Consider the following 26468-nt stretch of genomic DNA (forward strand, 5'->3'; position numbering starts at 1 on the left):
GCGCGTATTAAGAACCAATATCGATCGAATTTACAAGAACAACTGATTAGACCGGTCGATAGCTTTATCCTACTTTTTCGGGCGAAGTTAGAAAAAATTAGCCTGCAGGTCGCAGAGATCAAAATGATCGGGCGGTTCAGATCCCTGCTTGCGCATTGGACCCGCGGCATCCGGCGCCGGTTGGCCGGTGATCGATATCACCCGGAAGAGCATTACATGCGCGGCCCCGGGCCGAAGACGCGAGCCAAATCCGCCGGCCGCGCGAGCAGCACGGGATGATGATGCACGGACCGCCACGCGGCGCCAATTCAGCCCCCTCGCAACGCCAGCTTGCCGACACGCGCGCGCCCGATGAAGGCGATGGCGTCGACACCTCGCCAGATGTTTCCGACAGCATCGCCAAGACCACCTGCTACATGTGCGCCTGTCGCTGCGGCATCGACGTGCATATCAAGGACGGCAAGGTCCGCTACATCAACGGCAACAAGGATCATCCGGTCAATCGCGGCGTGATCTGCGGCAAGGGCAGTTCCGGCATCATGCAGCACTACAGCCCGGCCAGGCTGAAGAAACCATTGCTGCGCACCGGCCCGCGCGGCTCGGGCGAGTTCCGCGAGATCGAGTGGGAGGAAGCCTTCTCGATCGCCACCGAGCGGCTGTCGAAGATCCGCCGGACCGATCCTAAAAAACTTGCCTTCTTTACCGGTCGTGACCAGTCGCAATCCTTGACGGGCTGGTGGGCGAGCCAGTTCGGCACGCCGAACTTCGCCGCCCATGGCGGCTTTTGTTCGGTGAACATGGCGGCCGGGGGCCTTTACACGATCGGCGGCTCGTTCTGGGAGTTCGGCGAGCCCGATTGGGACAACACGAAATACTTCATGCTGTTCGGCGTCGCCGAGGACCATGATTCCAACCCGATCAAGATCGGGCTGGGCAAGCTCAAGGCACGCGGCGCCAAGGTTGTGTCGATCAATCCGTGCCGGACCGGCTACAATGCGATCGCCGACGACTGGATCGGCATCCGGCCGGGCACGGACGGCCTGTTCGTGTTCGCGCTGATCCACGAATTGTTGAAGGCGGGCTGCGTCGATCTCGACTATCTGCTCCGCTACACCAACGCGCATGTCCTGGTCATTCAGGAACCGGGCGCGGCCGATGACGGGCTGTTCGCGCGCGACAGCGACGGCAATCCGCTGGCATGGGACAGAGTGGCGAAGCGTCCGGTGAGCGCCACCGATGCCGACGCCAAACCGGCACTGACCGGCACCTACGCTGCCCATGGCCGCCGCTGTGTGCCTGTATTCCAGCTCATTGCGGACCGCTACCTCGACGAGGGATACGCACCAGATGCGGTCGCGGAGCGTTGCGGCATCTCTGCCGGAACGATCCGCCGGATCGCCGCCGAACTTGCCCATGTCGCCTTCGAACAGGCGATCGAACTGCCGATCGCGTGGACCGACTGGGCCGGGCGCCGGCATGAGACGATCAAGGGACGGCCCGTTTCGATGCACGCGATGCGCGGCATCTCGGCCCATTCCAACGGCTTTCACACCTGCCGTGCCATCCATCTGCTGCAGGTTCTTCTGGGCACGGTGGATGTTCCCGGCGGCTTCCGCTTCAAGCCGCCGTACCCCAGGTCGGCGCCGCCGGGCCCGAAGCCCTGCGGCAAGGACGTAAGGCCGATGACGCCGCTCGACGGCATGCCGCTCGGTTTCGTCTGTGGACCCCATGATCTACTGGTCGACGAAGCGGGCACGCCGCTGCGCATCGACAAGGCCTATTCCTGGGATTCGCCGCTTGCGGCGCACGGTTTGATGCACACGGTCATCCGCAATGCCTGGGCCGGCGATCCATACCCGATCGACACGCTGATGATGTACATGTCGAACATGGCCTGGAATTCCTCGATGAACACCGTCGAGACCATGGCCATGCTCACGGACCATGACGAAGCGGGCAACTACAGGATCCCCTTCATCATCTACTCCGACGCCTATTATTCCGAGACCGTGCCGTTCGCGGACCTCGTCCTGCCCGACACCACGTATCTCGAGCGTCACGACTGCATCAGCCTGCTCGACCGGCCGATCAGCCATGCCGACGGGCCGGGCGACGCCATTCGCCATCCTGTCGTCGAGCCCGACCGCGACGTGAGGCCGTTCCAGTCGGTGCTGATCGAACTCGGCGCGCGGCTCGCCTTGCCCGGCTTCGTCGATGACGACGGCTCGGCGAAGTACCGCGACTATGCCGACTACATCGTCAATCATGAACGCACGCCCGGCATCGGCCCGCTCGCCGGCTGGCGCGGCAAGGACGAAACCTCGATCGGCAAGGGCGACGTCAACCCCAACCAGTTGCAACGCTACATCGACAATGGCGGTTTCTGGCACCACGACTTCGCCGACGACCAGCGCTACTACAAGATGGCCAACCGCTCCTATCTCGATTTCGCGGTGCAACTGGGCTTCATCCCCCAGGCCGAGCCGATCGTCTTCCAGCTCTATTGCGAACCATTGCAACGCTTCCGCCTCGCCGCGCGCGGCCATGGTCCGGTGCAACCACCCGAGACAGAGCGCAACCGCATCGAGACCTACATGGACCCGCTGCCGTTCTGGTACGTGCCCTTCGAGGAAGCGGCCGTCGATCTGCAGAAATATCCGCTGCATGCGCTGACGCAGCGGCCGATGCACATGTACCATTCCTGGGGTTCGCAGAACGCGTGGTTGCGGCAGATCACCAGCCAGAACCGCCTGTTCGTACATCACCGGACGGCGGCCGGCCTCGGCCTAGCCGACGACGACTGGGTGTGGATCGAGAGCGTCAACGGCAAGGTGAAGGGGCAGATCAAGCTGGTCGACGGGGTGAACGAGAGCACGGTCTGGACCTGGAACGCGATCGGCAAAAGGCGCGGCAGCTGGGGGCTGAAGGACGATGCCGCCGAGAGCAATCGCGGCTTCCTGCTCAACCACATCATCGGTGACCAGACTTCTGCTGACGCCAGCGGCAAACGCTATTCGAATTCCGATCCGGTCACGGGACAAGCGGCGTGGTTCGATCTGCGCGTCCGCATCGTCAAATGCGCGGCTGAAGAGGCCGGCTTCACCGAACCGCAATTCGAGCGTTTTCACCAGCCGCCGCATTTCGAACCCTCGCCCGACAAGCTCACTTTCGGCGCCGGGTTCCGGCAGGCAAGAGAGGCGGCCGAATGACCTGTCTTCCCAGTCCAGGCGGCAAGAAGCTTGGCCTCGTCATCGACCTCGACACCTGTGTCGGCTGCCAGGCCTGCGTCACCGCCTGCAAGGAGTGGAACACCGGCGGCCACATGGCGCCGCTGACCGACATCCACCCTTATGGCAGCCATGTCGACGGGGTCTGGTTCAACCGCGTGCACAGCTACGAGCACATCACCGAGATGGGAGGGCGCACGGTGAACTTCCCGCGCTCCTGCCTGCATTGCGAGACGCCGGCCTGCGTCACCGTCTGCCCGACGGGCGCCTCCTACAAACGCGCCTCCGACGGCATCGTGCTGATCGACGAGGACAAGTGCATCGGTTGCAAACTGTGCAGCTGGGCCTGCCCTTACGGCGCGCGCGAGTTCGATACGGATGTCGGCGTGATGAAGAAATGCACGCTCTGCGTCGACCGCATCTACAACGACAATCTGGCCGAAGAGGACCGCGTGCCGGCCTGCGTCGCCGCCTGCCCGACCAGCGCCCGGCATTTCGGCGACCTCGGCGATCCCCAATCCCCCGTTTCGCAACTGGTGGCGGAGCGGGGCGGTGTCGACCTGATGCCCGAACTCGGCTATCACCCGACCAACAAATATCTGCCGCCGCGCGCTCACACGCAACGCGCCGCATCGGTGCCCGCGAAGGCATTGGAGCCGGTGCGGGCCGAAGGCGGTTTCCTGGGCTGGGTCGACCGCATGCTTTCGAGCTGACCATCCATGCATCCAGCTTTTTCGGTCGTCTTCTTCACCACCGCCACGGGTGCCGGCTATGGGCTGCTCGCACTGCTCGGCGTGCTCGGCCCGCTCGGCTTCATCGCGCCCGATTTCTGGTTGGGCTTCGTCGGAATGGGACTGGCGCTCGGCATGATCGCGGCCGGCCTGCTGTCGTCGACCAGCCACCTCGGCCGACCCGAACGTGCATGGCGGGCGTTCTCGCAATGGCCCAGTTCATGGCTGTCACGCGAAGGCATCGCCTCGGTCGCAACCTTCGTTCCCGCAGGCCTTTTCGGGATCGGCTGGGTCTTCCTTGGCCGCCTCGACGGCTGGGTGGCGGCCGCGGGGCTTCTGTCCACCTTAGGCGCCATCGCTACGGTCTGCATGACCGGCATGATCTATGCTTCGCTGAAGCCGATTGCGCAGTGGCACAGTCCCTATACCTTGCCCGGCTATCTCATCTTCTCGGCGATGAGCGGCTGCGTTCTTGTGAATGCCCTGCTGCAAGGTTTTGCGCTCGGCTCGACTAATCTCCTCGCAGCTTCGGTAATGCTCATCTTGCTAGGCTGGGGCTGGAAGCTGGCGACCTGGCGTTATAACGACCAGCTTGAAATCCAGACCAACGCCAACACCGCGACCGGGCTCTCCGGCGGCACGGTGCAATCCCTGGAATGGCCGCATACCGAGGAAAACTACCTGCTCAAGGAAATGGGCTTCCGCATTGCGCGCAAGCACAGTGCGAAGCTGCGTCGGATCGCGCAGGCGCTGGCCTTCGGCTTGCCGATCCTGTTGCTGATCGCCGCCTTCGCCTCGCCGTGGCCGTTTGCGGCGGTGTTGTCGGCGCTCGCCGCGATCGTCCAGCTCGCCGGCATGCTGGTCGAGCGCTGGCTGTTCTTCGCCGAGGCGAAGCACACCGTCATGCTCTATTATGGACGATAGATCTCAGCCTGGCCGCAGCATCGAGCGGGAGATGGCGAAGATGCGGTCGGTACCCAGCATGTAGGCCATCAACGATTCCAGCCGGAACAGGCCGGCATAGGCTCGGTCGAGCACGTTGAGCGAACCGGTATAGGCGCCGAAGGCCGGCATGATCATGCGGCCGCCGTCGCCGGCAAAGCAGCGCCGCCGCACCGAACGGCCTTGCTGCACGATGCGGGCGCAGGGATGGAGGTGGCCGGATATTTCGCCCTCGACCCGCACCTTCGACGGCTCGTGCCGGAACAGCAGCGAACCTATGGCCAGTTCCCGCACGGTCTCGCCGGGCAGGTCCGCGGGCGCTTCCGGGTCGTGATTGCCGGCGACCCAGAACCAGTCACGGCCTGCCATCAGCGCTTCCAGCCGTTCGCGGAAGCTTTGATGCATGCGCTCGGCGCCGCCGCCGTCATGGAAGGAGTCACCTAAGCTGATGACGATCGACGGCTGATAGTCTGATATGACCGCCTGCAGCCGTAGCAGGGTCGCGCCGGTATCGTAGGGCGGGATCAGCGTACCGCGCCTTGCCAGCGACGACCCCTTCTCCAGATGCAGGTCCGATACTGTCAGCAGCCTGAGCTCGGGAAAATAGAGCACGCCGCGCGGATCGCAGACCGCGCGCTCGCCCGCGATGCCGACAAGGTCGGCCTCGCCGATCAGCGATGCGCGCGCCAGCGAAAAGTTCATTCGTCAACCATCCCCGGGCCCATGGCCTCTTCGACCAGCGTCGCCGCATCCATCAGCAGCGTTTCATCGGCCTCGCCATTGACCGGCATCTTGCCGATCTCGAGCATGATCGGCACGGCAAGCGGCGAAATCTGTTCGAGCGCCTTATGCATGATTCGACCCTGGATGCGCGAGAGCATGTCGGCAAGTCTGCTGACATCGAGCAGGCCGGTCGCCGCGTCGGCACGCGTCGCCTGAAGCAGGATGTGGTCCGGCTCATGGCTGCGCAGCACATCGTAGATCAGGTCGGTCGACACCGTGACCTGCCGGCCGCTCTTCTCCTGGCCGGGGTGGCGTTTTTCGATCAGGCCGGAGATCAGCGCGCAATTGCGGAAAGTGCGCTTGAGAAGCCAGCTGTCGGCCAGCCAGGCTTCGAGATCGTCGCCCAGCATATCCTGGTCGAACAGCGCGCCGAGCGACGGTTTCCTCGCTTTGAACATCGCGCCCATGTCGCCCAGTGACCATATGGCGAGCGCATAGTCGGTGGCGACGAAGCCGAGCGGCCTGGCGCCGGCCCTGTCGAGGCGACGGGTGAGCAGCATGCCAAGCGTCTGGTGCGCGAGCCTGCCCTCGAAGGGATAGGCGACCAGATAGTGGCGGTTGCCGCGCGGAAAGGTCTCGATCAGCAAATCGTCGCGCTTGGGCAGCATCGATTTGTCCGACTGGAACCGCAGCCAGTCGGCCACCTGCTCCGGCAGCTTCTTCCAGCGCTGCGGATCGTCCAGCATGATGCGGACCTGCTCGGCAAGGTAGGTCGAGAGCGGAAACTTGCCGCCGCCATAATAGGGCACCTTGGCGTCACTGCCCGGCGCGTTCGAGACGAAGCATTCATTTTCGCGGATGCCTTCGAAGCGCAGCACCTTGCCGGCGAACATGAAGGTATCGCCATGTGTCAAGGTTTCGAGGAACGCCTCCTCGATCTTGCCGAGCACGCGGCCGCCGTGCGACGCCGAGCCTTTGCTGCCGGCCTTGACGTAACGGACGTTGAGCGCCGGCACCTCGATGATGGTGCCGACATTCAGCCTGTATTGCTGGGCGACACGCGGATTGGATACGCGCCACAGTCCATCCTTGTTCAGGCGGATGCGTGCATAGCGCTCGTAATTCTTCAGCGCGTAACCGCCGGTGGCGACGAAATCGACGACGCGGTCGAATGTCGGACGATCGAGGCCGGTATAGGGTGCCGCCGTTCGCACCTCTTCATACAGGTCATCGGCGCGGAATGGCGCCCCGCAGGCACAACCCAGGACATGCTGGGCCAGCACGTCGAGCCCGCCATCGACCAGCGGCGGCGTATCCTGCGCGCCGAGATAATTGGCGTCGAGTGCTGCCCGGCATTCCAGCACCTCGAAACGGTTGGCGGGGATCAGGATCGCCTTCGACGGCTCATCCATGCGGTGGTTGGCACGGCCGATGCGCTGCGCCAGCCGGCTGGCGCCCTTCGGCGCACCGACATGCACGACCAGATCGACATCGCCCCAGTCGATGCCGAGATCGAGCGTCGAGGTGGCGACGATGGCGCGCAGCGCGTTCTCGCCCATCGCCTTCTCGACGCGCCGGCGCTGGGCGACATCGAGCGAGCCGTGATGCAGGGCGATCGGCAAGGTGTCCTCGTTGACCCGCCACAACTCCTGGAACAGCAGCTCCGCCTGGCTGCGTGTGTTGACGAACAGCAAGGTCGTCTTGTGGCGCTTGATCTCGCGGTAGATTTCCGGCGTGGCGTAGCGCGCCGAGTGCCCCGCCCAAGGTACCCGCTCCTCGGAATCGAGGATCGAGATTTCGGGCTTCGCGCCGCCCGTCACAATGATCAATTCCGCCATGCCACCCGGCGGGTTCTGGCTGACCAGCCAGCGCCGCAATTCGTCCGGCTCGGCAACAGTCGCCGACAGCCCGATCGTCTGAAGGCCAGGGACAAAGCTGCGCAGCCGCGCCAACCCAAGCGCCAGCAGATGGCCGCGCTTCGATGTCACCAGCGAATGCAATTCGTCGAGCACGACATAGCGCAGATCCTCGAAGAAGCGTCTGGCATCGCCTGCCGCGATCAGCAGCGCCAGTTGCTCGGGCGTGGTGAGCAGGATATCGGGCGGCGCAAGTTTCTGGCGCTGGCGCTTGTGGGCGGGGGTGTCGCCGGTGCGTGTTTCGATGGACACGGGCAGGCCGATCTCCTCGACCGGCTTGCCGAGATTGCGCTCGATGTCGACGGCCAGTGCCTTCAACGGCGAAATGTACAGCGTGTGGATGCCGCGCCGCGCCTGGCCTGGTTTTCGCCTTGGCCTGACGGCCAGTTCGGTCAGCGACGGCAGGAAGCCGGCCAGCGTCTTGCCGGCGCCGGTCGGCGCGATCAACAGCACCGATTGCCCGGCTTGGGCCTTCGCCAGGAGTTCGATCTGATGGGCGCGCGGCGACCAGCCTTTCTCGCCGAACCATTTTACGAATGGCTCGGGCAGGACGACGGCGGCATTCTGGTCGGCGAGGCGAGGCAGCTCGGTCACGCGTCAGAGGTAGCGCGGCGGCAGGCAATCGCCAAGCGGAATCGGAACAAAAGGGGACCGAAAAGCCTTACGGGCGCCGGAACCCCGTCGGCGCGCCATAGAGATAGCCGATGCGGGCGATGGCTTCCTTCAGCCCTTCGCGCGACACCAACATGGTGTGGCCGTTGGCGTGGATCATGGTTTCGGCGTCGGTCATGATGGCGACGTGACCTTCCCAGAACACCAGGTCACGACGTCGCAGCCCCGAAAAATCGGGACTTGGCTCGAGCGGCTCGCCGATCGACGCGGCTTGCATGTCGGAATCGCGCAGCACCTCCCTGCCGGTCATGCGCATGGCCAGTTGCACCAGGCCGGAGCAATCGATGCCGAAGCCGGAAACACCGCCCCACAGATAGGGCGTGCCGAGAAATGTCTCGGCCACAGACACATAGTCGCCGGCCATTTCGCCGATCGGCCGCAGATGGCCAGCGATCACGGCTTCACCGGAGGGCAGCAGCGCATAGTGCGTGCCGCGTGTTTCAGCGGCACCTGTCACGGTTACCGCCGATCCCATCGACAGTTGCCCGGCGATCGGAAAGCGCAGATCCGGGCCGGGATAAAGGAACGTACGCGGCACCGAGACGATATGGGTGGGCGCACGGTCCCGCCTGCCCAGCATAACGTCGGCGACATAGCCGACATAGCCGTCTCGCTCGGCCTGGATCCACGCCCAGCCTTCTCGATCCTCGAAAACCAGGACATCGTCGCCGAACAGAGCTTGCGTGTTGATGCCCGAATCCAGCGTCGGCGCCTTGCGGATATCGGCCACCGGGACCGAAATCCGCGCTGGCCGACCCGCTACGAAACGGTCGGCAACGACCTCTCCTTTCAACCTGGCATCGGCCAGATCGGAGCGGAAGGCATGAAGGCGTGCGTCGTGGGCGGTCAAATCGGCAACCTTGTTGAATGGGCACTACAGTCAGATCGGCAGGTCGTGGGCCTTGGCAATGATACCATCGCCGAAGCGCTCGACAAAGAGCGCGCCTTCGACGGTGCGCTTGATCAGGACATTGCGCTTGTCGAGCTCGTCGCGATGGCGCGACACCAGTTTCAGCGCGCCCATCGTGTCGAGCGCGCGCGTGATGACCGGCTTGGTGACGTTGAGGCGGGCGGCAAGCCCGCGTACGGTGTGCGGCGGCGGATCGAGATAGATGGTGAACAGGATCGCCGTCTGGCGCATGGTGAGATCAGGCGCGTCCTCGCGAACCTGCGACAGCATCACCTGCTGCCACAGTCGCAAGGCTTGGCTCGGGCGCATCGCAATCGACATCGCGCCATGATGACGGCAAATTGTTTCGGTTCCGTTTCAGTTTCTGCAATTTGCCGGCTCTGCTTGCGCATCAGCCATGGCGCGTCGAGATGGTCCGCTCCAGCGCCCGAATCCCTTGCGCCTCGCCACCGGCGGGGCCGTAGGGGCGATCGGCGGGGTTCCAGGCAAAGATGTCGAAATGCGCCCAGCTTGCCGACTTTTCGACGAAGCGCTTGAGGAACAGCGCTGCGGTGATCGAGCCGGCGAAACCATCCGTGGTAACGTTGTTGATGTCGGCGATCTTCGACGACAATTTCGCATCGTAGGGCCGCCATAGCGGCATGCGCCACAGCGGATCCTCGACTGCCAGCGATGCCGCTGCCAGCTCCGAGGCAAGCGCCTCGTCATCGGTGTAGAAGGGCGGCAGGTCGGGGCCAAGCGCGACGCGGGCTGCTCCGGTCAGGGTCGCCATGTCGATCAGAAGCCGCGGTTCCTCCTCGTCGGCCAGCGCCAGCGCATCGCCCAGCACCAGCCTCCCTTCCGCGTCCGTATTGCCGATCTCGACCGAGATGCCCTTTCGGCTCGCCAGCACGTCGCCCGGGCGAAAGGCGTTGCCGGCAATCGAATTCTCGACCGCGGGGATCAGCACCCGCAGCCGCACCTTGAGCCCAGCCGCCATGATCATCGAGGCCAGGCCAAGCACATTGGCCGCGCCGCCCATGTCCTTCTTCATCAGCAGCATGCCCGAAGAAGGCTTGATGTCGAGGCCGCCCGTGTCGAAGCAGACACCCTTGCCGACCAGCGTCACCTTCGGCGCGCCTTGCTGCCCCCATGTCATGTCGATCAGGCGCGGCGCATCGGACGAGGCGCGACCGACGGCGTGAATCATCGGGAAATTCTGTGTGAGCAGGTCGTCGCCCTTGATGACGGAGACTTCGGCCTTGTGGGTCCCAGCCAGGGTCCGCACCGCCCTCTCCAGATCGTCCGGCCCCATGTCGCTGGTCGGCGTGTTGACAAGGTCGCGAGCCAGGAAGACGCCGTCGGCTATACTACGAACACGTTTTGCGTCGGCGCCGGCAGGCAGGTCGAAGCGCAGCGCCTTGCCCGGCTTCTTGCCGTAGCGGGTAAAGACATAACCGCCGAGCACGATTGCAAGAGCCGCCAATTCCGGCTGGGCCGGCTTGGACGCGAAATGCCAGTCGCCCTCCGGCAAGGTTTTCGCCAGGGCGCCGATGGCAAGCGCGCCCTCGCCGTCACCAAGACCGAACAGGGCGCCCGCGAGCACTCCGTTCTCACCGGGCACGACCAGCGTCCTGCCGGCCTCGCCGGAAAAGCCGTTTGCCTTGGCCCAGGCGACAATGGACGGCGACAGACCGGCCACCTCCAGGCCGTCCCTGGCGACCAGATGGATCGGCAGCGGGTTCTTCAGCTTGTTCTCGACCAGTTCTACGGACATCAGATGTTTCTCCTGCCGAGCTCGCCCGAGTCGGCGCTTCTTAACCCTCCGTTAGGGTTAACAGAATATTTCTGCTGGAGGGAAGATGGCCACGCAATGGCCACACGTATGAATGGAGGCCCAGGGTGCCGATGCCGACCAACCGCACGATAAACATCCGGGGAAAGCGGCTCATCACCACGGCGTTCATGCTGGCGCTCGCGGCAGGTGTCGCGGGGTGCGCAACCGACAAGCTCACCACCGGCTCGATCGGACGCACCAGCGGCAAGCCGCTGGAGACGATGTCGGCGGGAGAACTACACAATGCCACGGCAGCACTCGGCCAATCCTACGCCAGGAGTCCCAACGACAAGCGTATCGCGACCAACTTCGCGGCCGCGCTGCAGATGGATGGCGATGCCGACCAGTCACTCGCCGTGATGCGCAAGCTGGCGATCGCCTATCCCAAGGACCGCGACGTACTCGCCGCCTACGGCAAGGCACTGGCCGCCAACGGCCAGTTCGAGGCGGCGCTCGATGCGGTGCGCCGCGCACAGACGCCGGAATATCCCGACTGGAGGCTGGTCTCCGCCGAAGGAGCCATACTTGATCAGCTCAACCAGAAGGATGAAGCGCGCCAGCTTTACCGCAAGGCCCTCGAACTCAAGCCCAACGAGCCTTCGATCCTTTCCAATCTCGGCATGTCCTATGTGCTGGAAGGGGATCTGCGCACCGCCGAAACCTATATGCGGTCGGCGGCCCAGCAGCCGAACGCCGATAGCCGGGTGCGCCAGAACCTGGCGCTCGTCGTCGGCCTGCAGGGCCGTTTCGACGAAGCCGAAAAGATCGCCTCGCAGGAACTTTCGCCCGATCAGGCACAGGCCAACGTCGCCTATCTCAGGCAGATGCTGGCCCAGCAGAACGCCTGGAGCCAGCTGAAGGATCAGGACAAGGCGAAACCGGCGAAAACCGCCACCAACTGATCGCCGCGCTTGCCGTAAATCGTAAAAAGCCGCGCTCGATAGCAGCTCGGCTTTTGTTTCCGCGGACGGATTCTGCGTTGGTTTACTGGCTGGTCGACGCGGCCGCCCCGGAATGATCGCCGAAGATCCCGCGCTGGCTGACCTGGATGCCCGCCGGCCCCAGGATGATGGCGAACAGCACCGGCAGGAAGAACAAGATCATCGGCACGGTGAGTTTGGGCGGCAGGGCGGCCGCCTTTTTCTCGGCGGCGTTCATGCGCATGTCGCGGCTTTCCGCGGCAAGCACGCGCAGCGCGTGCGCCACCGGCGTGCCGTAGCGCTCGGCCTGGACAAGCGCCTGCGATACCGACTTGACCGATTCCAGCCCCGTGCGACTGGCCAGGTTTTCATAAGCCTGCTTGCGCTCCTGCAGATAGGAGAGCTCGGCATTGGTCAGGATGAATTCTTCCGCCAGGGCCACCGACTGCGCGCCGATCTCGTCGGCGACCTTGCGCAGCGCGGCTTCCACCGACATGCCGGACTCCACGCAGATCAGCATCAGGTCGAGCGCATCCGGCCACGCCATCTGGATCGACTGCTTGCGCTTGGTCGCACGGTTGTTGACGTAGAGGACCGGCGTGTAGAAGCCGCCATAGGCAACCAGAATGCATACGAACAGCCGGACCACCAACGGCTTGTCGGGCAATCCTCCGAGCACGAAAATATAGATCAGACCGAGCGCGAAGCCGACAAAAGGAAGCACCAGGCGGAAGAACAGAAAACGCGTCAGAGGGTTCTGTCCGCGAAAGCCGGCAACCTTGAGCTTCTGCAAGGTGGCCTCGTCGGCCAACGCACGCCGTAGATCGAGCCGGTCGACAATGTTGCGCATGCCGACCGACTGTTGCTCGCGCAGACCCTTGCGGCGGCGATCGGCCTCGGTCGCTAGCCGCGCGCGCTGCTTGGCGCGAAGCTCATCACGCTCCAGCGCGACCGACTTCATGCGCGCCTTGAGCGGGTTTCCGCCAAACGCCGGCAGCAACGTAAAGACGGTTGCGAACACGGCGATGGCAACCAGCAGCGCAATCAGGAAGCTGGGATCCGTCAGTGATTTGATGGCTTGTTCGGTCATGCCACGGCCCTAGACTTCAAAGTTCATCATCTTGCGCATCACGAAGATGCCGATCGACATCCAGACGGCGGCGAAACCGAGTATCAAATGGCCGACGCTGGTCGTGAACAGCGGCATCAGATAGTTGGGACTGGAGAGATAGACGAGAAAGGCGACGATGAAAGGCAAGGCGCCGATGATGGCGGCGGATGCTTTCGCTTCCATCGACAGTGCCGCGACCTTGGCCTTCATCTTCTTGCGGTCGCGTAACACGCGCGAAAGGTTGCCCAGCGCCTCGGAGAGATTGCCGCCGGCCTGCGACTGGATCTGGATGACGATGCCGAAGAAACTCGCCTCTGTGCATGGCATGGTTTCGGGCATGCGCAAGGTCGCGTCGGGGATCGACATTCCCATCTGCTGCGAATCGACTATCCGGCGAAACTCGGTCTTCACGGGCTCAGGCGATTCATTGGCGATCAGGCGTATGGCGTCGTTCAGCGGCAGGCCGGACTTGACCGCCCGCACGATGATGTCGAGCGCATTTGGAAATTCGTTGAGGAATGCCTTGACGCGGCGAATGCGACGAAAAGAAACGAACCAACGCGGCAGGCCGAGCGCTCCGGCGAGCAGCACACCCGGCAAGACAATCATCGGCGCACCAGCCACGAACGCGACGATTGCCAGCGCGAGGCCGCATATGGCCGAATAGATATAGAACCGCTCGATCGGCACCTTCATCCCAGCCTGGCGAAGCTGGGCTTTCAGCGGCGGCTTCTTGACGGCGTTGTCCTTGGTCTTCTGCTTCTCGTCGAGTTCCTTCAGCGAATCCTGCACCGATTTACGGCGCTTGGCCGCGTCCGCCGCGCGGTCACGCGTCGCCTTGACGACAGAACGGTCCGTCTCGGCGGCCTTGATCGTTTCAAGCCGCTTTCCGGCCTGTTTCTCATTGCTGATCTGGGTGAACAGGAATGCATAGGCGACCGCGCCGGCGCTGAAGCCGGCGAGCACGACAAACGCCAATACGGTGCCGTCAATTCCAAACATCGACCAGAACCTTCACGCCTGCGGATGCGTCAGTCAGCACGTTTCTCCATAGCCTCGAGCGCTGTGGCGAGACGCTGCTCCTCGCCATAGTATCGAGCCCGCTCCCAGAAATGGGGGCGGCCGATGCCGGTCGAGACGTGCTCACCCAGCAGCCTGCCGTTGGCGTCTTCGCCCTTGATATTGTAGAGGACGATATCCTGCGTGATGATGACGTCGCCCTCCATCCCGATCACTTCGGTGATATGGGTGATGCGGCGCGACCCATCGCGCAGGCGCGCCGCCTGGATGATCACGTCGATGGAGCCGACGACGATTTCGCGCACCGTTTTCTGCGGCAGCGAATAGCCGCCCATGGCGATCATGGATTCGATACGGTTCAGGCATTCGCGCGGGCTGTTGGAGTGGATCGTCCCCATCGAGCCGTCATGGCCGGTATTCATCGCCTGCAGAAGGTCGAAGACCTCGGGTCCGCGCACTTCGCCGACGATGATGCGTTCGGGCCGCATGCGCAGGCAGTTCTTGACCAGGTCGCGCATCGTCACCTCGCCCTCGCCCTCGAGGTTGGGCGGACGCGTTTCCAGGCGCACGACATGCGGCTGCTGCAGCTGCAGTTCAGCCGAATCCTCGCAGGTGATGACGCGCTCGTCACGGTCGATGTAGTTGGTCAGGCAGTTGAGCAACGTCGTCTTGCCGGAGCCGGTGCCGCCCGAGATGACGATGTTGCAGCGAACACGGCCGATGATCTTGAGAACTTCGGCCCCTTGCGGAGAGATGGCGCCGAACTTGACCAGCTGATCGAGCGTCAGCTTGTCCTTCTTGAATTTGCGGATGGTGAGCGCGGTGCCGTCGATGGCCAGCGGCGGCGCAATGACGTTGACGCGCGACCCGTCGGGAAGACGGGCGTCGCAGATCGGGCTGGATTCGTCGACGCGGCGGCCGACCTGGCTGACGATGCGCTGGCAGATGTTGAGCAGCTGCTGGTTGTCGCGGAAGCGGATGCTGGTCTGTTCGACCTTGCCGTTGACTTCGATGTAGACGTTCTTGGACCCGTTGACCATGATGTCGGCGATGTCGTCGCGCGCGAGCAACGGCTCGAGCGGCCCATAGCCAAGCACGTCATTGCAGATGTCCTCGAGCAGTTCTTCCTGCTCGGCGATCGACATCGCGAAGTTCTTGATCGCGATGATGTCGTTGACGATGTCGCGGATTTCCTCGCGGGCGGTTTCGGGATCGAGCTTGGCGAGTTGCGACAGGTCGATCGTATCGATGAGGGCCGAGAAAACCTGGCTCTTGGTATCGTAGTAGGTTTCGCTCTTTTCGCGGCCTTTCCTTGGTTCCGGCGCCATCGGTGGCGCCTCGACCGCGCGCCTGGCTGGTGGCGCGACAGGCGCGCTCGGCTGAGGCGTGGGCGCGGGCCGGGCAAGAACCGCGGTGTCCGCCGAAACCGCGGCGGCCGGCGCGACCGGTGCCGGCTGGCGAAATTCCGGCGTGAACCGGTTGCCGTCGTCGTTGCCTCTTTTACCGAACATGACCGACTACCGACCCCATTGCGTCACTTCTTGTTGCGCGAGAGCTTGCCGAGCAGACTGCCCAGGCCAGCTTTCTTTTTCGCCCGGATTTCGCTGCGGCCGGTCAGCACATGAGCAATTTCGTTGATGGTGGCCACAACCGGGTTCTTGGCATCCATCTCGCCCAGCATGCGTCCGTTGTTCGCGGCATTGCCGAACAGCACGGGATCAAAGCCGATGACCGATATCGGTGTCAGGCCGAGCGGCTCGGCGAAATCGGATGGCGATATCTCCGGCCGCTTGGGCACGCCGGCCTGGTTGATGATCAATTTCGGCGGCGGGTCGTTCGGGCGAAGCCGCTTCAACATGTCGACCAGGTTCTTGGTGTTGCGCAGATTGGCCAGTTCCGGCGTTGCCGTGATGACGATCTCGTCGGCCTTGACCAGCGTGTTCTTGGCCCACCCGGTCCAGATATGGGGAACGTCGAGCACAAGGAGCGGCACGCTGCGCTGCGCGGTATCGACAAGTTGCACGAAGGCATCGGGATCGAAATCGTAGACGCGATCCAGCGTGGAGGGCGCCGCGAGCAGCGACAGATGCTCGGCGCATTGGGTCAGCAGCCGGTCGAGATAGACTTCGTCGATGCGCTCGGGCGAGAACACAGCCTCGGCGATGCCCTGCGCCGGATCCTGATCGAAATTGATGTTGGCGGTGCCGAAGGCGAGATCGAGGTCGGCCACAACGACCTCGGATTTGAACAGGGAGGACATTGCCCAGGCGACATTGTGGGCGATCGTGGAAGAGCCGACGCCGCCCTTGGCGCCGACGAAGGCGACCGAGCGGCCGAGCGGTTCAGCTTCCGGATCGACGAAGATCGACGACACGACACTGACGACGTCGGCCATCGACACCGGCGCGATGACATATTCCGAGATGCCGGAGCGGATGAGTTCGCGATAGAGACCAACGTCGTTGTAGTGGCCGATCACCACCACTTTCGAGGATGGATCGCAATATTCCGAGAGCTGGGCGAGTTGCTCCAGCAGTTGCTTGGGTTCGCTGCGTGATTCCAGCAGAATCAGGTTCGGTGTCGGCGCCGACTGGTAGAACTCGATGGCGGTGGGAACACCGCCCATATGAACCTTGAGATGCGCCTTGGTCATGCGGCGGTCCTCGCCGGCGCGCTGGACCGGATTGGCAACGCCCTCCGTTTCGCAGAATGCCTGGATCGAAATACGTGGAACCGGCCGCAATGCCTGCATCGCGGCGACGTCCTGCAGCGAGGTATCACCGCCCTCCACGGTGGCGTCATAGGCAAGGTTGCTCATGGTCATGCTCTTTCCGTGGCCTGTTCGTGGCGTCGCTTCTTTCCGAGGGCGGCTTAGTAAGTCACTTCCGAGTTGCCGAGGAATTCAGTCGAAATGCCCCTGCTTCGGTACACGTCTATAACCGCACCACGATTTTCCGCGTCGATGGTGGTCTGCTTGCGGGGCCCGAGAAGATCATTTGGATTGGCCATCTGGGCGGCAAGATTGTTCTGGTAGGAGCAGCCGAAGTCGGCGTAGTGCTTGTTCTCAGACGTTTCCACCAGGTCAGCGGGCCAGCGTCCGCATTTGTCGGTCTGTGCCCTCACCGCGATATAAGAGACGCGAACGGGGGCCGATGCCTCGCTCGATCCAGCCTGATAGGGGACCACGACGATCCGGTTGCGCTTGACGCCGGCGGCGACCGCGAGCCGGGCGAAATCACGGCCGGCCGCTGTCGCGGCGACCTCATTGGCCGACCCGCTTGGAACCTGGATCGTCAATGCCGGAGCCGCGCTCTTGTCGTAGCCATCGAGGAAGCCAAGAAGCGTGTCGCGCTGCGAGCCGGTCATGCCACGGTCGCCGGCGCCGACAGGAAGATCGATCTTCTGGTTCTTCTCCGCGATGACGATCGGATGATTGGTGCGATAGTCATCGGGGATGGCGCCGACGGTAACGCTGTCGCGCTGGGCACAACCGGCCAGCAGAGCCGACAGCGCCACCGCCATGATCGGAAGCGCCCGCAGGCTCCGAGAACGGCCGGAGCACATCGCCATGGTCCTTGCCTTCAATGCTGACTGAGACATGTGTGCTTTCCCGTTCACTTGTAGATGAAGCCGACAACGCCGTGATAGCGGCCGTTGGGCCTGTCGGTCTGCATGGTGCCGTAGACGCGATTGACCTTGCCCAAGAACATGCCGGCGCCGTCGCTCGGCGGGTTGAAATTGTCGTCCGGCTTGGCGAGATCATTGCGTGCTACCGGCCGAGCCAGATAGGGCGTGATGATGATGACGAGCTCGCTTTCGTTGCGGACGAAGTCCCTGCTGCGGAAGAGCGCCCCAAGGACGGGAATCTTTGTCAACCCGGGCAAGCCGTTGACGGCCTGCCTGACATCGTCGCGAACCAAGCCGGCGATCATCATGGAACCGCCTGAGGGCAGTTCGACCGTCGTATCGGCAAGGCGCTTGCGCAGCGATAGGAGATTCGTACCTGGGCTCGTCACACCATTGGAAAGCGGCACGGATCCTTCAGTCGTTGGCTCCGAAACCGAGGTTCTGACCTTCAGGCTGATGCGGCCGGGAGACAGCACGACCGGCTGGAATTCCAGGCCGATGCCATACTCGATCTTGTCGATGGAATAGGTTGTCAGGCCAGTCTGGTTGTCGGTGGATACGTTCTGGGAGACCCCGGTCACCATGTTGTATTCGCCACCGACCTTGAAGGTCGCCTTCTCGCCGGATACGGCGGTCAAGGTTGGCTCAGCCAGCGTCTTCATGACCCCGGACTCCTCCATGGCGTTGATATAGGCCATCAGTGCCGAGTTGCCGATGCTGAGGCCTGAATGCGACAGCTGCTTACCCAATCCCGAGAAATTGTCGCTGATCGCACCATAGCTGATGCCATTGCTGCCGCCGTTGCCGATCAAGTTGACGCCGAGCTGCTTCATCACGGAACGGCTGACTTCGGCCACTGTCACCTTGAGCGTTACCTGATCGTCGCCGATGATCTGCAAGAGATTGACAATCTTCGAGGTACGGCGCTGCTGGTCCGGGTTGTTGATGTCGACGCCACTCTGGGCTGAGCCGCCGGCAGCGGTCTGCGAATATTGTCCTGTCGTCGCTTCACCGCCCGAGACGAAGATCGTCGCCAGGTCGACGGCGCGTTTCGCGTCAAGCGGCGTGTCGACGGTGCCGGTCAGGATAACGTTGTCATTCAGCAGTTCCACCTTGACGGCCGAGGTCGGAAGGAAGCGCTTGATATAATCCTCCAGGCCGGCGACGTCGCGCTCGATGGCCAGGTCCAGGCTGGCGATCTGTTCGCCGTTCGGCCCAAAGACGAAGATGTTGGTTTCGCCGACGGCCTTGCCGAAGAGGTAGATACGCCTTGCGGTGCGGGTCACCGCGTCAGCAACGGAGGGGTTGGCGACAAGAATGTCATAGGCATCGCTCGGCAGGTCTATGACCACCGATTTGTTGAGGCCGAGCTTGACGCGCTGGGTGGCTGTCGTAGCCGATACCTGCGTGCTCTTCGCCTCGACGCCCTGCACATTCGCTCCAACGAGCAGCAGGCCGAATGCCGTGGCGACGATTGCCGGCAGTTTAGCGATTAGCCTCATTTCCTTGCCCCTACTTCGGAGACTTCGCCCGACTTGATCAATCTCACTGTCCCCTTGCGGCCATTGCCGGAAACGAGATAGTCGGCCTCGCCCACATTCTTTTCCTGGGTGTCCGTAATCGCCCGCAGCGCCAGTGTCAGGCGATCCGCCATCTGCTGGGCGACGGTGATGATCTCCGCCTGTTTGGGCGTCAGCTCCAACGTGGCTGTCTGGCCCACCTTGGTCTTCTTGCCCTCCTCGTCCTCCTGGATGGTCTGGTCGATTGCCAGGACGCGGATATTCTTGAGGATGGTCTCGGTGTTGAAGCCGGCGCCGCCGCTGTTGGCATCGGCCCTGCGGGTCATGATGACGTCGACGAAATCGTTTGGAAGAATGAAGCCGCCGGCCGAAGTGTCCGCCGATATCGTCGTTGCGACCGCCCGCATGCCGGAAGGCAGGATGGACGACATGAAGCTTTGTCCCTCGCCGATCAGCTTGGAGCGCCGCACGGGCTCGCCCGCATACATCGCCACGCGGGCAATCGACCCCTTCAGTTTCTCCAAAGCGTCGGGGGCGGTGGCCTTGGTGATGAAATTCGCGTTGATGCCGTCAGCGGGCCAGGATTGCCAGGTTATGTTGTTCTCGAGCGCGTTGCCCATTGCGACATCGCCCGAGAGCACAAGCACGTCCTGCAGGGACACCGCGGGCGCCTGTGGGCCAGCATCGACGACGACCTGGGGCGGCGGAGCGACCATGTTTTTCGCGACATAGCCGGCACCGCCCGCCGCGGCCACCGCCACGCTCAGAATAATCAATCGGGATGCTGGCATCTGTCCGAACCCTCGCCCTTGGCAAACCACCTAGCCAAGCCGGACTTTGCAGCGGCAATCGTCAAAACAAGGTTAATGCAATGCTTACGATCGTGATTAATTTAAGGTTTATATAAATTAGAATGGATCGCGCCGCGAGGCGCGGAAAAGCTGGGCTGCCGCTCCGCAAAGCCGGCGTCCAAGGCATGTCAGCCGAAGAAATTTAATGAATTCAGCTCGCCAGCCTTGCCAGCGCCCACACCATCAAAGGCGAATCCGGGTAGGTCAGCAGGCCACCCAGGCCCAGCGCGATCCCGTAGGGAACACCGGCTGACTCTTCCGCGAAATGACGCAGGAATGGATTGCGTCCGGTGAAAACCGCCAGCGGCGATTTCCGGTAAAGCAGGATCGCGATTGTCAGAAGGCCGCCGATGATTGTCGAGGCGACAAGATATTCGACGAGATTTACGTTGAACCCCATCCAAACGGCCGTGGCTGCCAGCAGCTTGGCATCGCCACCGCCCATGCCACCTAAGGCGAACAGACCGAACGTCACGGCCAGGACGATGGCGCCGGCGGCGAAATGCCAGCCGTAGGCCGCCCATTCCATGCCCGTCAGTGGCGCCACCAGCGCGAAGACGACGACAAGCAGCACTGGCACGCGATTGGCGATCGTCATCGACAGCATGTCGGAAATCGCGGCAAACAGCATGCAGAACGGAAAGACGACGAAGATCAGGGCTTCAAGCATCGGCGATTGTGCCTATTGTGCGGATTCCACAGAAACTCAATCTAGGCTGGTTCGATTAACGATTGATGAGGTCCGTAGTGAAAAGACGACCGTTTCCGCTGCGCCCCCGAGACAGGTAAAACAAAACAGGGGCCGCCCTGGGGCGGCCCCTGTCCAGAATGCAATCCGAGCGATCAGCAATAAGCAGATTAGCTGCCGCTGCTGTTCAGCGTGCTTCCGATCGAAGTGAACTTGGCGTTGATGGCATTGCCGAGTGCGCCGGCGCCGGTGATGATGGCGAGCGCGATGAGAGCGGCGATCAGACCATATTCGATAGCGGTCGCGCCGGATTCGTCTTTCACGAAACGTGCAAAAAGGTTAGACATTCGAGAGCTCCTACTCCACGTGTTACAGCACTTCCGTCAACTTCTGTGATGGTTGATCGGATGCTGCCAATCTAGGGAGAAGCTCTTTCGATCGGCTTAATAAACAGCCTTACCGATTCCTTTCCCGGCTCGAACCAAGTGCGTGGTTAACTCCATACTAAGCGCTGGCTAATATCCCGTTTCGCGGGGAAACGCCGTAAAAGGCAAGGGCTTGGGAAAGCTTGAGCCCACTGCGTGGATCCGGCCATGCGGGCAGCCATGCCGACCACTACATACGGCGGCGACGAGCCGACTTAACCGTTGGTTCACCAATCTCGTTCATGTTCCGTTGAACAGTCCGCTTGCGTGGAGCGCCTTGATGGCCGTGCCGAGATCCTCAATCCTGATTGCCGCGCTTCTTGCCGCCGCCAGCTCGATTACACCCGCCAGGGCTGGCGCCGACATCGAGGTCACCATGAATCAGGCCAAGATCGTGAAACTGTCACGCCCCGCCGACACGATCGTCGTGGGCAACCCGGCAATCGCCGATGCTTCCGTCCAGGATGCCTCGACGGTCGTGCTCACCGGCAAGGGTTTCGGTGTCACCAATCTCGTCGTTCTCGACCAGGACGGCAGCCCGATCGTCGACGCACAGGTAACCGTGGTCCGCCAGGCAGCCTCGTCGGTTCGCATTTACCGGCGCGCGGAAGTCCAGACCATGTCGTGCACGCCCTATTGCGAAAGCTCCTACAAGAGCGAGGCGGAGAAATCGTCCGAAGCCGAGATGAGCGCCAGCAAATAGGTTGCACGGAGCGCGCCATGGCCCAGGTTACCGCCTGGTTAAAACGCCCGCGCCGACTTTAACGATCATTCAAACCGGACCTCAATTGGTTTGCGCTAACACACCTGTCAGCACCGTCCAGGGATGGCAGGAACATCGCATGAGCAAGCAGTTCAGCTCTACAGGTCAGCACAAGGTGGAGCGCGCCAGGTCTTTTCAACGCTTCGTGCGCGACCGGCGCGGCAGTACGGCGCTGGAGTTCGCGCTGCTTGCCATGCCATTTGCGCTCCTCGTTTTCGCCATCCTCGAAAGCTGCATCTCGTTTGCCAGCCAGGAGGTGATGGCCAACATCACCGACGATGTCGCGCGCCGGCTGCGCACCGGTCAGTTGACGGCCGCCGACGTCGCAGGAGACAATTTGAAGAACATGATCTGCGACAAGCTGGAAATCATCGTTTCCCAGGATTGTCCCAATCAGTTGAGCGTCGATCTTCGCCAATACACGACATTCGCCGACGCGGCCCTGGCCGGCTTCAGGATTCAGGCCGGTGACATCAAGCTGACGAAGAACGGCGCCGATGTGCCCTTTACCGTCACGCGGGGTGCGGCGGAATCAAGGAACATGCTGCGGGTCTTTTACAAATGGCCCATCATGACCGATTTGATGGCGCAGTCGATGGGAGGCAACAAGACCCTGCATTTCGCTTCGGTGACCTGGCAGAACGAGCCGTTCGACAATTGAGACCACCACGGAAGCAACAACAAGAAAAAAGGCAATGAGTATGATGCGTGCGGGGGCACATCTGGGAATTGCAGGGCTCTGGGGCAAATCGGTCCGGTTCTGGTCCAATCGCCGCGGCGTCGCGGCGGTCGAGTTCGCGCTTATCGCGCCTATCCTGCTGGTCATGTATTTCATGACCATGGAGGCTTCGCAGGCCATAGAGACGAGCAAGAAGGTCAGCCGCGTCGGCAGCATGGTCGCCGATCTCGTGACGCAACAGCCGACGATCGTCAAGGCGGACCTCGATGCCATCATGAAGATCGGCAGCGTAACCCTTCAACCCTACAACCGCTCGACGCCGAACATCACCATCACGGCCATACAGGTCACCACCGATGCCACGCCGAGGGTGCTGGTGGTGTGGTCGCGCAAGGTGGTCAACGGTGTGAACGGCGTCGGAGCCACCGCCGGCACCGCTACCACGGTTCCGGCAACCCTCACGGTAGCCGGGACCTTCCTGATCCGCGTGGAAAGCAATCTGAACTATACGCCGATCATCGGCTGGACGACGGACAGCCCGCAGAAGCTTGGAATGACCCCATCTCTCACAACGACGATCCCGATGGGCGAAACCTATTATCTGCGCCCCCGCAGGAGCGCCACGATTCCTTGCAGCGACTGCTGAAAACCTTATCGCCGACCGCCATCGGCCGACACCAGGCGCACGATGGCTTCCGCCGTCGCATAATCCTTTGAAGCCACGGGCATAAAGCCGCCGGTATGCTTCGATTCCAGAAGATCGTAGACATCCGGCGTCGTCGATTTGAGGTTGGTGAGAAACACGGTCAGCCGACGCTTGGCTTCCGGATCGAGATCGCTGCGCACTGCATGGGGACCGTATCTCAGCAGAGCCGATATCCACACCACCTGAAGGGCCGAAAGGCCTGATGCCTCGAGCCTTGCCTGCGTGCCCCCGGCCACTCGCGGCTGTCCGTCGGCCGCTGCCTTCACCCAGCCGAACATGGCGTCGGCTTGACCGTCGACGAGCATGGTTTCGGCCGCCGACGCCGAGGGGGCCTGGACAAGGAACGGTGCATCTTCGGCGATCTCGACGTGCTCGGCGGCCAAGCCGGCCAAGGGCAGAAGCGAACCGCCGACGCTGTCCGGCGGCGCCATGGCGATCCGGTGGGTCGCCATGCCGGCCAGGCCGGGCAGTTTGCCATTCCTGGTCAGCAGCACCGAGCGGATGCCGGCCGCACCGTCGGAATCGACCGGAGCCACGAGCGGCTCGATGCATCCGCAGCGTTGCAGCGCCGTGGCGTAGGCGGTCGCCGAATAGATGGCGTATTCGATCCGCGCATTGGCCTGTCCCTCGATCAGTGCCGCATAATCGCGGGCAACGACGAATTCGACCTTCATGCCGAGTGCATTGGTAAAGGCTTGCGTCAACACCGCCAGCCCCGGAACGGTGTTGCCAGCGCCAGGCTCGGCGACGATGCCGATGCGAAATGTGCCGATATCGTCGCGCCAGTCCGCCCATGCCGGTCCACACCAGAACGCGCCGTTCACAGCCATGAGGGCAATCCATGCCTTGAGCGCAGCCTTCATGACAGAACCGCCTTTGCCGTTTGTTCCGTCCATGGACATGCCCAACTCGTCGCGACACCTGATCTTTCGTGCCTGTATCTCGTTATCCCAAACCGCCGCGCACTTTTGGGCGACACTTTTGGGCGACATGGACTTGACTATCGCGCCAAGCCGTTGCCGTTTGGTTTCCGAATTGCCAAGGCCGCCGTGGAACCCTATGTCTGGGCGTCCACACTGGCAACAAACGACCCGATGGCGCGTGCTTTTCTCTTTGTCCTGGATTCCTTCGGCATCGGCGGCGCGGCCGACGCCGAAAGCTATGGCGACGCCGGCGCCAACACGCTGGCGCACATCGCCGAAGCTTGCGCGGAAGGGCGCGCGGATCGCGAAGGGCTCCGTCAGGGACCACTGTTCGTCCCCCATATGGCATCGCTGGGACTTGGCAAGGCAGCCGAGACGGCGACAGGACTGGGTTTTACGCATTTCGGGACGGACCTGCTCGCCAATGCCTTCCATGGCGCGGCGCAAGAGATTTCGACAGGCAAGGACACGCCCTCCGGCCACTGGGAGATCGCAGGCCTGCCGGTGCGCTTCGACTGGGGCTATTTCCCCGACACGGTTCCCGCCTTTCCGGCCGACCTGACCGAGGCGATCATCCGCGAGGGCAAGGTGCCCGGCATCCTCGGCAATTGCCATGCTCCAGGAACCGAGATCATCGAGCGCTTCGGCGAGGAACACATCCGCACCGGCAAGCCGATTTGCTACACGTCGGTCGATTCCGTCCTGCAGATCGCCGCGCATGAGACCCATTTCGGTCTGGAGCGGCTCTATGAATTCTGCCAGGTGGTGCGCCGGCTGGTCGACCCGCTGAGGATCGGACGGGTGATCGCACGTCCGTTCGTCGGCGAGACATCAGCCACCTTCGAGCGGACGTACAACCGCCGCGACTACGCCGTGCCGCCACCCGAGCCGACATTGCTCGACCGGGTGACGGCGCGCGGCAGCCGCGTCATCGCCGTCGGCAAGGTCGGCGACATCTTCGCTCATCGCGGGATCTCGCAAGTCCGCAAGGCTGCGGGCAACATGGCCATGTTCGACCAAGCGCTGCTCGCCATGGACGAGGCCGGCGACGGCGACCTCGTCTTCGCCAATTTCGTCGATTTCGATACCGAATTCGGCCATCGCCGCGACGTCGCCGGTTATGCCGCCGCGCTCGAGGCCTTCGACCGGAGGCTTCCGGAGGCATTTGCGAAGCTGAAGCAGGGCGACCTTCTCATCCTGACCGCCGATCATGGCAACGATCCGACCTGGCGCGGCACCGATCATACCCGCGAACGCATTCCGGTCATCGGCACTGGACCTGGCCTCAAAGGCGGCGACATAGGGCTTAGGGCGACATTCGCCGATATCGGCGAGACGATTGCCGAACATCTCGCGCTGAGGCGCGGCCGCAACGGCATATCCTTCCATGCCTCGATTGGCGGCCATGCCTGAACTACCCGAAGTCGAAACGGTCCGGCGCGGTCTGCAGCCGGTCCTGGAAGGTGCCCATCTGGCCAAGGTCGAGATGAGACGGCCCGATCTGCGCTTCCCCTTCCCCGATCGGTTTTCGGAGCGTCTGACCGGCAGGACGATCACGGCGCTTGGACGGCGGGCCAAATACCTGACCATGCATATTCAGGGCGGTCCGGTGCTGATCTGCCATCTCGGCATGTCCGGCTCCTTTCGCATCGAGACCGGCGACGACGGCGAGACACCGGGCGCGTTCCACCATGAACGCTCGAAGAGCGCGGCGCACGATCATGTCGTGTTCCATGTCGTTTCCGCGGCCGGCGGGCGGTCACGTGTGATCTTCAACGACCCGCGCCGCTTCGGCTTCATGCTGTTTGGTGAAGAGCCGCCGGAGACGCATCCGATGCTCGCCGGACTGGGCGTCGAACCCACCGGCAATGCGCTGGACGGCGTTCTGCTTGCCTCGTTGCTGAAAGGCCGCAGGTCGCCGCTCAAGGCAGCGCTTCTCGACCAGAGGCTGATCGCCGGTCTAGGCAATATATATGTCTCGGAGGCACTCTGGCGCGCCGGCCTGTCACCGCTGCGCGAGGCGGGCACCATCGCCAGGCCGGGCAAGAAGGCCAGGGAACAAAGCGAACGCCTCGCCGAGGCGATCCGCTCGGTCATATCAGATGCCATCGCGGCAGGCGGTTCTTCGCTGCGCGACTACGTGCACACCGATGGATCGCTGGGTTATTTCCAGCATTCCTTCGCCGTCTACGACCGCGAAGGCGAGCCTTGCCCGAAGCGCGGCTGCGGCGGCCATGTCGAACGGATCGTGCAGAGCGGGCGCTCGACCTTCTATTGCCGGACGTGTCAGGCGTGAGC

24 protein-coding genes are annotated in these 26468 nt (G+C 62.8%); 9 read left to right on the forward strand and 15 right to left on the reverse strand.

Annotated features, from left to right (window positions below; all coding sequences use genetic code 11):
* The first annotated feature begins 278 nt into the window (after positions 1 to 278).
* The 3 genes from FJW08_RS15615 to FJW08_RS15625 are packed head-to-tail and all read left to right on the forward strand — an operon-like array spanning position 279 to position 4882.
* Positions 279 to 3209, forward strand: a complete 2931-nt coding sequence (locus FJW08_RS15615) for a molybdopterin oxidoreductase family protein (protein ID WP_181182941.1) — start codon at positions 279 to 281, stop codon at positions 3207 to 3209.
* Complete coding sequence (locus FJW08_RS15620) at positions 3206 to 3940, forward strand: 4Fe-4S dicluster domain-containing protein (RefSeq protein WP_140811347.1); 735 nt, start codon at positions 3206 to 3208, stop codon at positions 3938 to 3940. Before FJW08_RS15615 ends, FJW08_RS15620 begins: the two co-directional genes overlap by 4 nt.
* 6 nt (positions 3941 to 3946) lie before the next feature.
* Positions 3947 to 4882: a DmsC/YnfH family molybdoenzyme membrane anchor subunit gene (locus tag FJW08_RS15625; RefSeq protein ID WP_140811349.1), complete on the forward strand. Its 936-nt coding sequence runs from the start codon at positions 3947 to 3949 to the stop codon at positions 4880 to 4882.
* A gap of 3 nt (positions 4883 to 4885) precedes the next feature.
* On the opposite strand, the gene pdeM is transcribed toward FJW08_RS15625, so the two are convergent.
* The 5 genes from pdeM to FJW08_RS15650 all read right to left on the reverse strand — a co-directional run bounded on the left by pdeM (position 4886) and on the right by FJW08_RS15650 (position 10877).
* Positions 4886 to 5602 (reverse strand): ligase-associated DNA damage response endonuclease PdeM, encoded by a 717-nt coding sequence (pdeM, locus tag FJW08_RS15630; protein WP_140811350.1) that lies wholly within the window; start codon positions 5600 to 5602, stop codon positions 4886 to 4888.
* Entirely contained in the window at positions 5599 to 8133 is a 2535-nt protein-coding gene (locus tag FJW08_RS15635) for a ligase-associated DNA damage response DEXH box helicase (protein ID WP_140811351.1), read from the reverse strand. The genes pdeM and FJW08_RS15635 overlap by 4 nt, the downstream gene beginning before the upstream one ends.
* Positions 8134 to 8200: 67 nt before the next feature.
* Positions 8201 to 9061, reverse strand: a complete 861-nt coding sequence (locus tag FJW08_RS15640) for an NlpC/P60 family protein (protein ID WP_140811352.1) — start codon at positions 9059 to 9061, stop codon at positions 8201 to 8203.
* A 30-nt stretch (positions 9062 to 9091) separates the two neighbouring features.
* On the reverse strand, positions 9092 to 9442 hold the full coding sequence (locus tag FJW08_RS15645) for a MarR family winged helix-turn-helix transcriptional regulator (protein WP_140507608.1): 351 nt from the start codon (positions 9440 to 9442) through the stop codon (positions 9092 to 9094).
* A gap of 70 nt (positions 9443 to 9512) precedes the next feature.
* A complete protein-coding gene (locus tag FJW08_RS15650) occupies positions 9513 to 10877 on the reverse strand; it encodes a leucyl aminopeptidase family protein (RefSeq protein ID WP_140811353.1) in 1365 nt (454 codons plus the stop codon).
* A gap of 131 nt (positions 10878 to 11008) precedes the next feature.
* On the opposite strand from FJW08_RS15650, the gene FJW08_RS15655 reads away from it, so the two are divergent.
* Positions 11009 to 11839: a tetratricopeptide repeat protein gene (locus FJW08_RS15655; protein WP_140757995.1), complete on the forward strand. Its 831-nt coding sequence runs from the start codon at positions 11009 to 11011 to the stop codon at positions 11837 to 11839.
* An 82-nt stretch (positions 11840 to 11921) separates the two neighbouring features.
* Here FJW08_RS15655 and FJW08_RS15660 read toward each other — a convergent pair whose 3' ends face one another.
* The 9 genes from FJW08_RS15660 to FJW08_RS15700 all read right to left on the reverse strand — a co-directional run bounded on the left by FJW08_RS15660 (position 11922) and on the right by FJW08_RS15700 (position 21021).
* Positions 11922 to 12947: a type II secretion system F family protein gene (locus tag FJW08_RS15660; protein WP_140757851.1), complete on the reverse strand. Its 1026-nt coding sequence runs from the start codon at positions 12945 to 12947 to the stop codon at positions 11922 to 11924.
* Between the two features lie 9 nt (positions 12948 to 12956).
* Positions 12957 to 13970 (reverse strand): type II secretion system F family protein, encoded by a 1014-nt coding sequence (locus tag FJW08_RS15665; RefSeq protein WP_140757852.1) that lies wholly within the window; start codon positions 13968 to 13970, stop codon positions 12957 to 12959.
* Between the two features lie 29 nt (positions 13971 to 13999).
* On the reverse strand, positions 14000 to 15499 hold the full coding sequence (locus FJW08_RS15670; protein ID WP_140811354.1) for a CpaF family protein: 1500 nt from the start codon (positions 15497 to 15499) through the stop codon (positions 14000 to 14002).
* 23 nt (positions 15500 to 15522) lie between these two features.
* Positions 15523 to 16812, reverse strand: coding sequence for a CpaE family protein (locus FJW08_RS15675; protein WP_140811355.1), 1290 nt, complete (start codon positions 16810 to 16812; stop codon positions 15523 to 15525).
* A gap of 47 nt (positions 16813 to 16859) precedes the next feature.
* Positions 16860 to 17588: a CpaD family pilus assembly protein gene (locus FJW08_RS15680; RefSeq protein WP_140757855.1), complete on the reverse strand. Its 729-nt coding sequence runs from the start codon at positions 17586 to 17588 to the stop codon at positions 16860 to 16862.
* Between the two features lie 14 nt (positions 17589 to 17602).
* Positions 17603 to 19117 (reverse strand): type II and III secretion system protein family protein, encoded by a 1515-nt coding sequence (locus tag FJW08_RS15685; protein WP_140757856.1) that lies wholly within the window; start codon positions 19115 to 19117, stop codon positions 17603 to 17605.
* Entirely contained in the window at positions 19114 to 19926 is an 813-nt protein-coding gene (cpaB, locus tag FJW08_RS15690; RefSeq protein ID WP_140757857.1) for a Flp pilus assembly protein CpaB, read from the reverse strand. The genes FJW08_RS15685 and cpaB overlap by 4 nt, the downstream gene beginning before the upstream one ends.
* Positions 19927 to 20137: 211 nt before the next feature.
* Positions 20138 to 20656 (reverse strand): prepilin peptidase, encoded by a 519-nt coding sequence (locus tag FJW08_RS15695; protein ID WP_140757858.1) that lies wholly within the window; start codon positions 20654 to 20656, stop codon positions 20138 to 20140.
* A 188-nt stretch (positions 20657 to 20844) separates the two neighbouring features.
* Complete coding sequence (locus FJW08_RS15700) at positions 20845 to 21021, reverse strand: Flp family type IVb pilin (protein ID WP_056569967.1); 177 nt, start codon at positions 21019 to 21021, stop codon at positions 20845 to 20847.
* 358 nt (positions 21022 to 21379) lie between these two features.
* Between FJW08_RS15700 and FJW08_RS15705 the strand changes: the two genes are divergently transcribed.
* The 3 genes from FJW08_RS15705 (at position 21380) to FJW08_RS15715 (ending at position 23187) form a co-directional block, all read left to right on the forward strand.
* Positions 21380 to 21802 carry a pilus assembly protein N-terminal domain-containing protein gene (locus tag FJW08_RS15705; RefSeq protein WP_140757859.1) on the forward strand — a complete coding sequence of 141 codons (423 nt, stop codon included), beginning with the start codon at positions 21380 to 21382 and terminating at the stop codon, positions 21800 to 21802.
* 139 nt (positions 21803 to 21941) lie between these two features.
* Complete coding sequence (locus FJW08_RS15710) at positions 21942 to 22523, forward strand: TadE/TadG family type IV pilus assembly protein (protein WP_140757860.1); 582 nt, start codon at positions 21942 to 21944, stop codon at positions 22521 to 22523.
* Positions 22524 to 22563: 40 nt separating this feature from the next.
* A complete protein-coding gene (locus FJW08_RS15715) occupies positions 22564 to 23187 on the forward strand; it encodes a TadE/TadG family type IV pilus assembly protein (RefSeq protein WP_140757996.1) in 624 nt (207 codons plus the stop codon).
* Between the two features lie 5 nt (positions 23188 to 23192).
* On the opposite strand, the gene FJW08_RS15720 is transcribed toward FJW08_RS15715, so the two are convergent.
* The gene (locus FJW08_RS15720; RefSeq protein WP_181182936.1) at positions 23193 to 24110 is read right to left on the reverse strand and encodes a phosphate/phosphite/phosphonate ABC transporter substrate-binding protein; all 918 of its coding nucleotides are present in this window, start codon (positions 24108 to 24110) and stop codon (positions 23193 to 23195) included.
* 231 nt (positions 24111 to 24341) lie between these two features.
* Between FJW08_RS15720 and FJW08_RS15725 the strand changes: the two genes are divergently transcribed.
* Together FJW08_RS15725 and mutM are read left to right on the forward strand one after the other, a co-directional pair.
* Positions 24342 to 25583, forward strand: coding sequence for a phosphopentomutase (locus tag FJW08_RS15725; protein ID WP_140811357.1), 1242 nt, complete (start codon positions 24342 to 24344; stop codon positions 25581 to 25583).
* Entirely contained in the window at positions 25576 to 26466 is an 891-nt protein-coding gene (gene mutM, locus FJW08_RS15730; protein ID WP_140811358.1) for a bifunctional DNA-formamidopyrimidine glycosylase/DNA-(apurinic or apyrimidinic site) lyase, read from the forward strand. Before FJW08_RS15725 ends, mutM begins: the two co-directional genes overlap by 8 nt.
* The last annotated feature ends 2 nt before the right edge of the window (positions 26467 to 26468 follow it).

This window comes from Mesorhizobium sp. B3-2-1 (genome assembly GCF_006439515.1).
Lineage (GTDB): Bacteria > Pseudomonadota > Alphaproteobacteria > Rhizobiales > Rhizobiaceae > Mesorhizobium.

Coding starts and splice junctions, on each gene's coding strand:
- FJW08_RS15615 (WP_181182941.1), top strand. CDS start 279: ATGATGCACGGACCGCCACGCGGCGCCAATTCAGCCCCCTCGCAACGC.
- FJW08_RS15620 (WP_140811347.1), top strand. CDS start 3,206: ATGACCTGTCTTCCCAGTCCAGGCGGCAAGAAGCTTGGCCTCGTCATC.
- FJW08_RS15625 (WP_140811349.1), top strand. CDS start 3,947: ATGCATCCAGCTTTTTCGGTCGTCTTCTTCACCACCGCCACGGGTGCC.
- pdeM (WP_140811350.1), bottom strand. CDS start 5,602: ATGAACTTTTCGCTGGCGCGCGCATCGCTGATCGGCGAGGCCGACCTT.
- FJW08_RS15645 (WP_140507608.1), bottom strand. CDS start 9,442: ATGTCGATTGCGATGCGCCCGAGCCAAGCCTTGCGACTGTGGCAGCAG.
- FJW08_RS15650 (WP_140811353.1), bottom strand. CDS start 10,877: ATGTCCGTAGAACTGGTCGAGAACAAGCTGAAGAACCCGCTGCCGATC.
- FJW08_RS15655 (WP_140757995.1), top strand. CDS start 11,009: ATGCCGACCAACCGCACGATAAACATCCGGGGAAAGCGGCTCATCACC.
- FJW08_RS15660 (WP_140757851.1), bottom strand. CDS start 12,947: ATGACCGAACAAGCCATCAAATCACTGACGGATCCCAGCTTCCTGATT.
- FJW08_RS15665 (WP_140757852.1), bottom strand. CDS start 13,970: ATGTTTGGAATTGACGGCACCGTATTGGCGTTTGTCGTGCTCGCCGGC.
- FJW08_RS15670 (WP_140811354.1), bottom strand. CDS start 15,499: ATGTTCGGTAAAAGAGGCAACGACGACGGCAACCGGTTCACGCCGGAA.
- FJW08_RS15675 (WP_140811355.1), bottom strand. CDS start 16,812: ATGACCATGAGCAACCTTGCCTATGACGCCACCGTGGAGGGCGGTGAT.
- FJW08_RS15680 (WP_140757855.1), bottom strand. CDS start 17,588: ATGTCTCAGTCAGCATTGAAGGCAAGGACCATGGCGATGTGCTCCGGC.
- FJW08_RS15685 (WP_140757856.1), bottom strand. CDS start 19,117: ATGAGGCTAATCGCTAAACTGCCGGCAATCGTCGCCACGGCATTCGGC.
- cpaB (WP_140757857.1), bottom strand. CDS start 19,926: ATGCCAGCATCCCGATTGATTATTCTGAGCGTGGCGGTGGCCGCGGCG.
- FJW08_RS15695 (WP_140757858.1), bottom strand. CDS start 20,656: ATGCTTGAAGCCCTGATCTTCGTCGTCTTTCCGTTCTGCATGCTGTTT.
- FJW08_RS15700 (WP_056569967.1), bottom strand. CDS start 21,021: ATGTCTAACCTTTTTGCACGTTTCGTGAAAGACGAATCCGGCGCGACC.
- FJW08_RS15705 (WP_140757859.1), top strand. CDS start 21,380: ATGGCCGTGCCGAGATCCTCAATCCTGATTGCCGCGCTTCTTGCCGCC.
- FJW08_RS15710 (WP_140757860.1), top strand. CDS start 21,942: ATGAGCAAGCAGTTCAGCTCTACAGGTCAGCACAAGGTGGAGCGCGCC.
- FJW08_RS15715 (WP_140757996.1), top strand. CDS start 22,564: ATGATGCGTGCGGGGGCACATCTGGGAATTGCAGGGCTCTGGGGCAAA.
- FJW08_RS15720 (WP_181182936.1), bottom strand. CDS start 24,110: ATGAAGGCTGCGCTCAAGGCATGGATTGCCCTCATGGCTGTGAACGGC.
- FJW08_RS15725 (WP_140811357.1), top strand. CDS start 24,342: ATGGCGCGTGCTTTTCTCTTTGTCCTGGATTCCTTCGGCATCGGCGGC.
- mutM (WP_140811358.1), top strand. CDS start 25,576: ATGCCTGAACTACCCGAAGTCGAAACGGTCCGGCGCGGTCTGCAGCCG.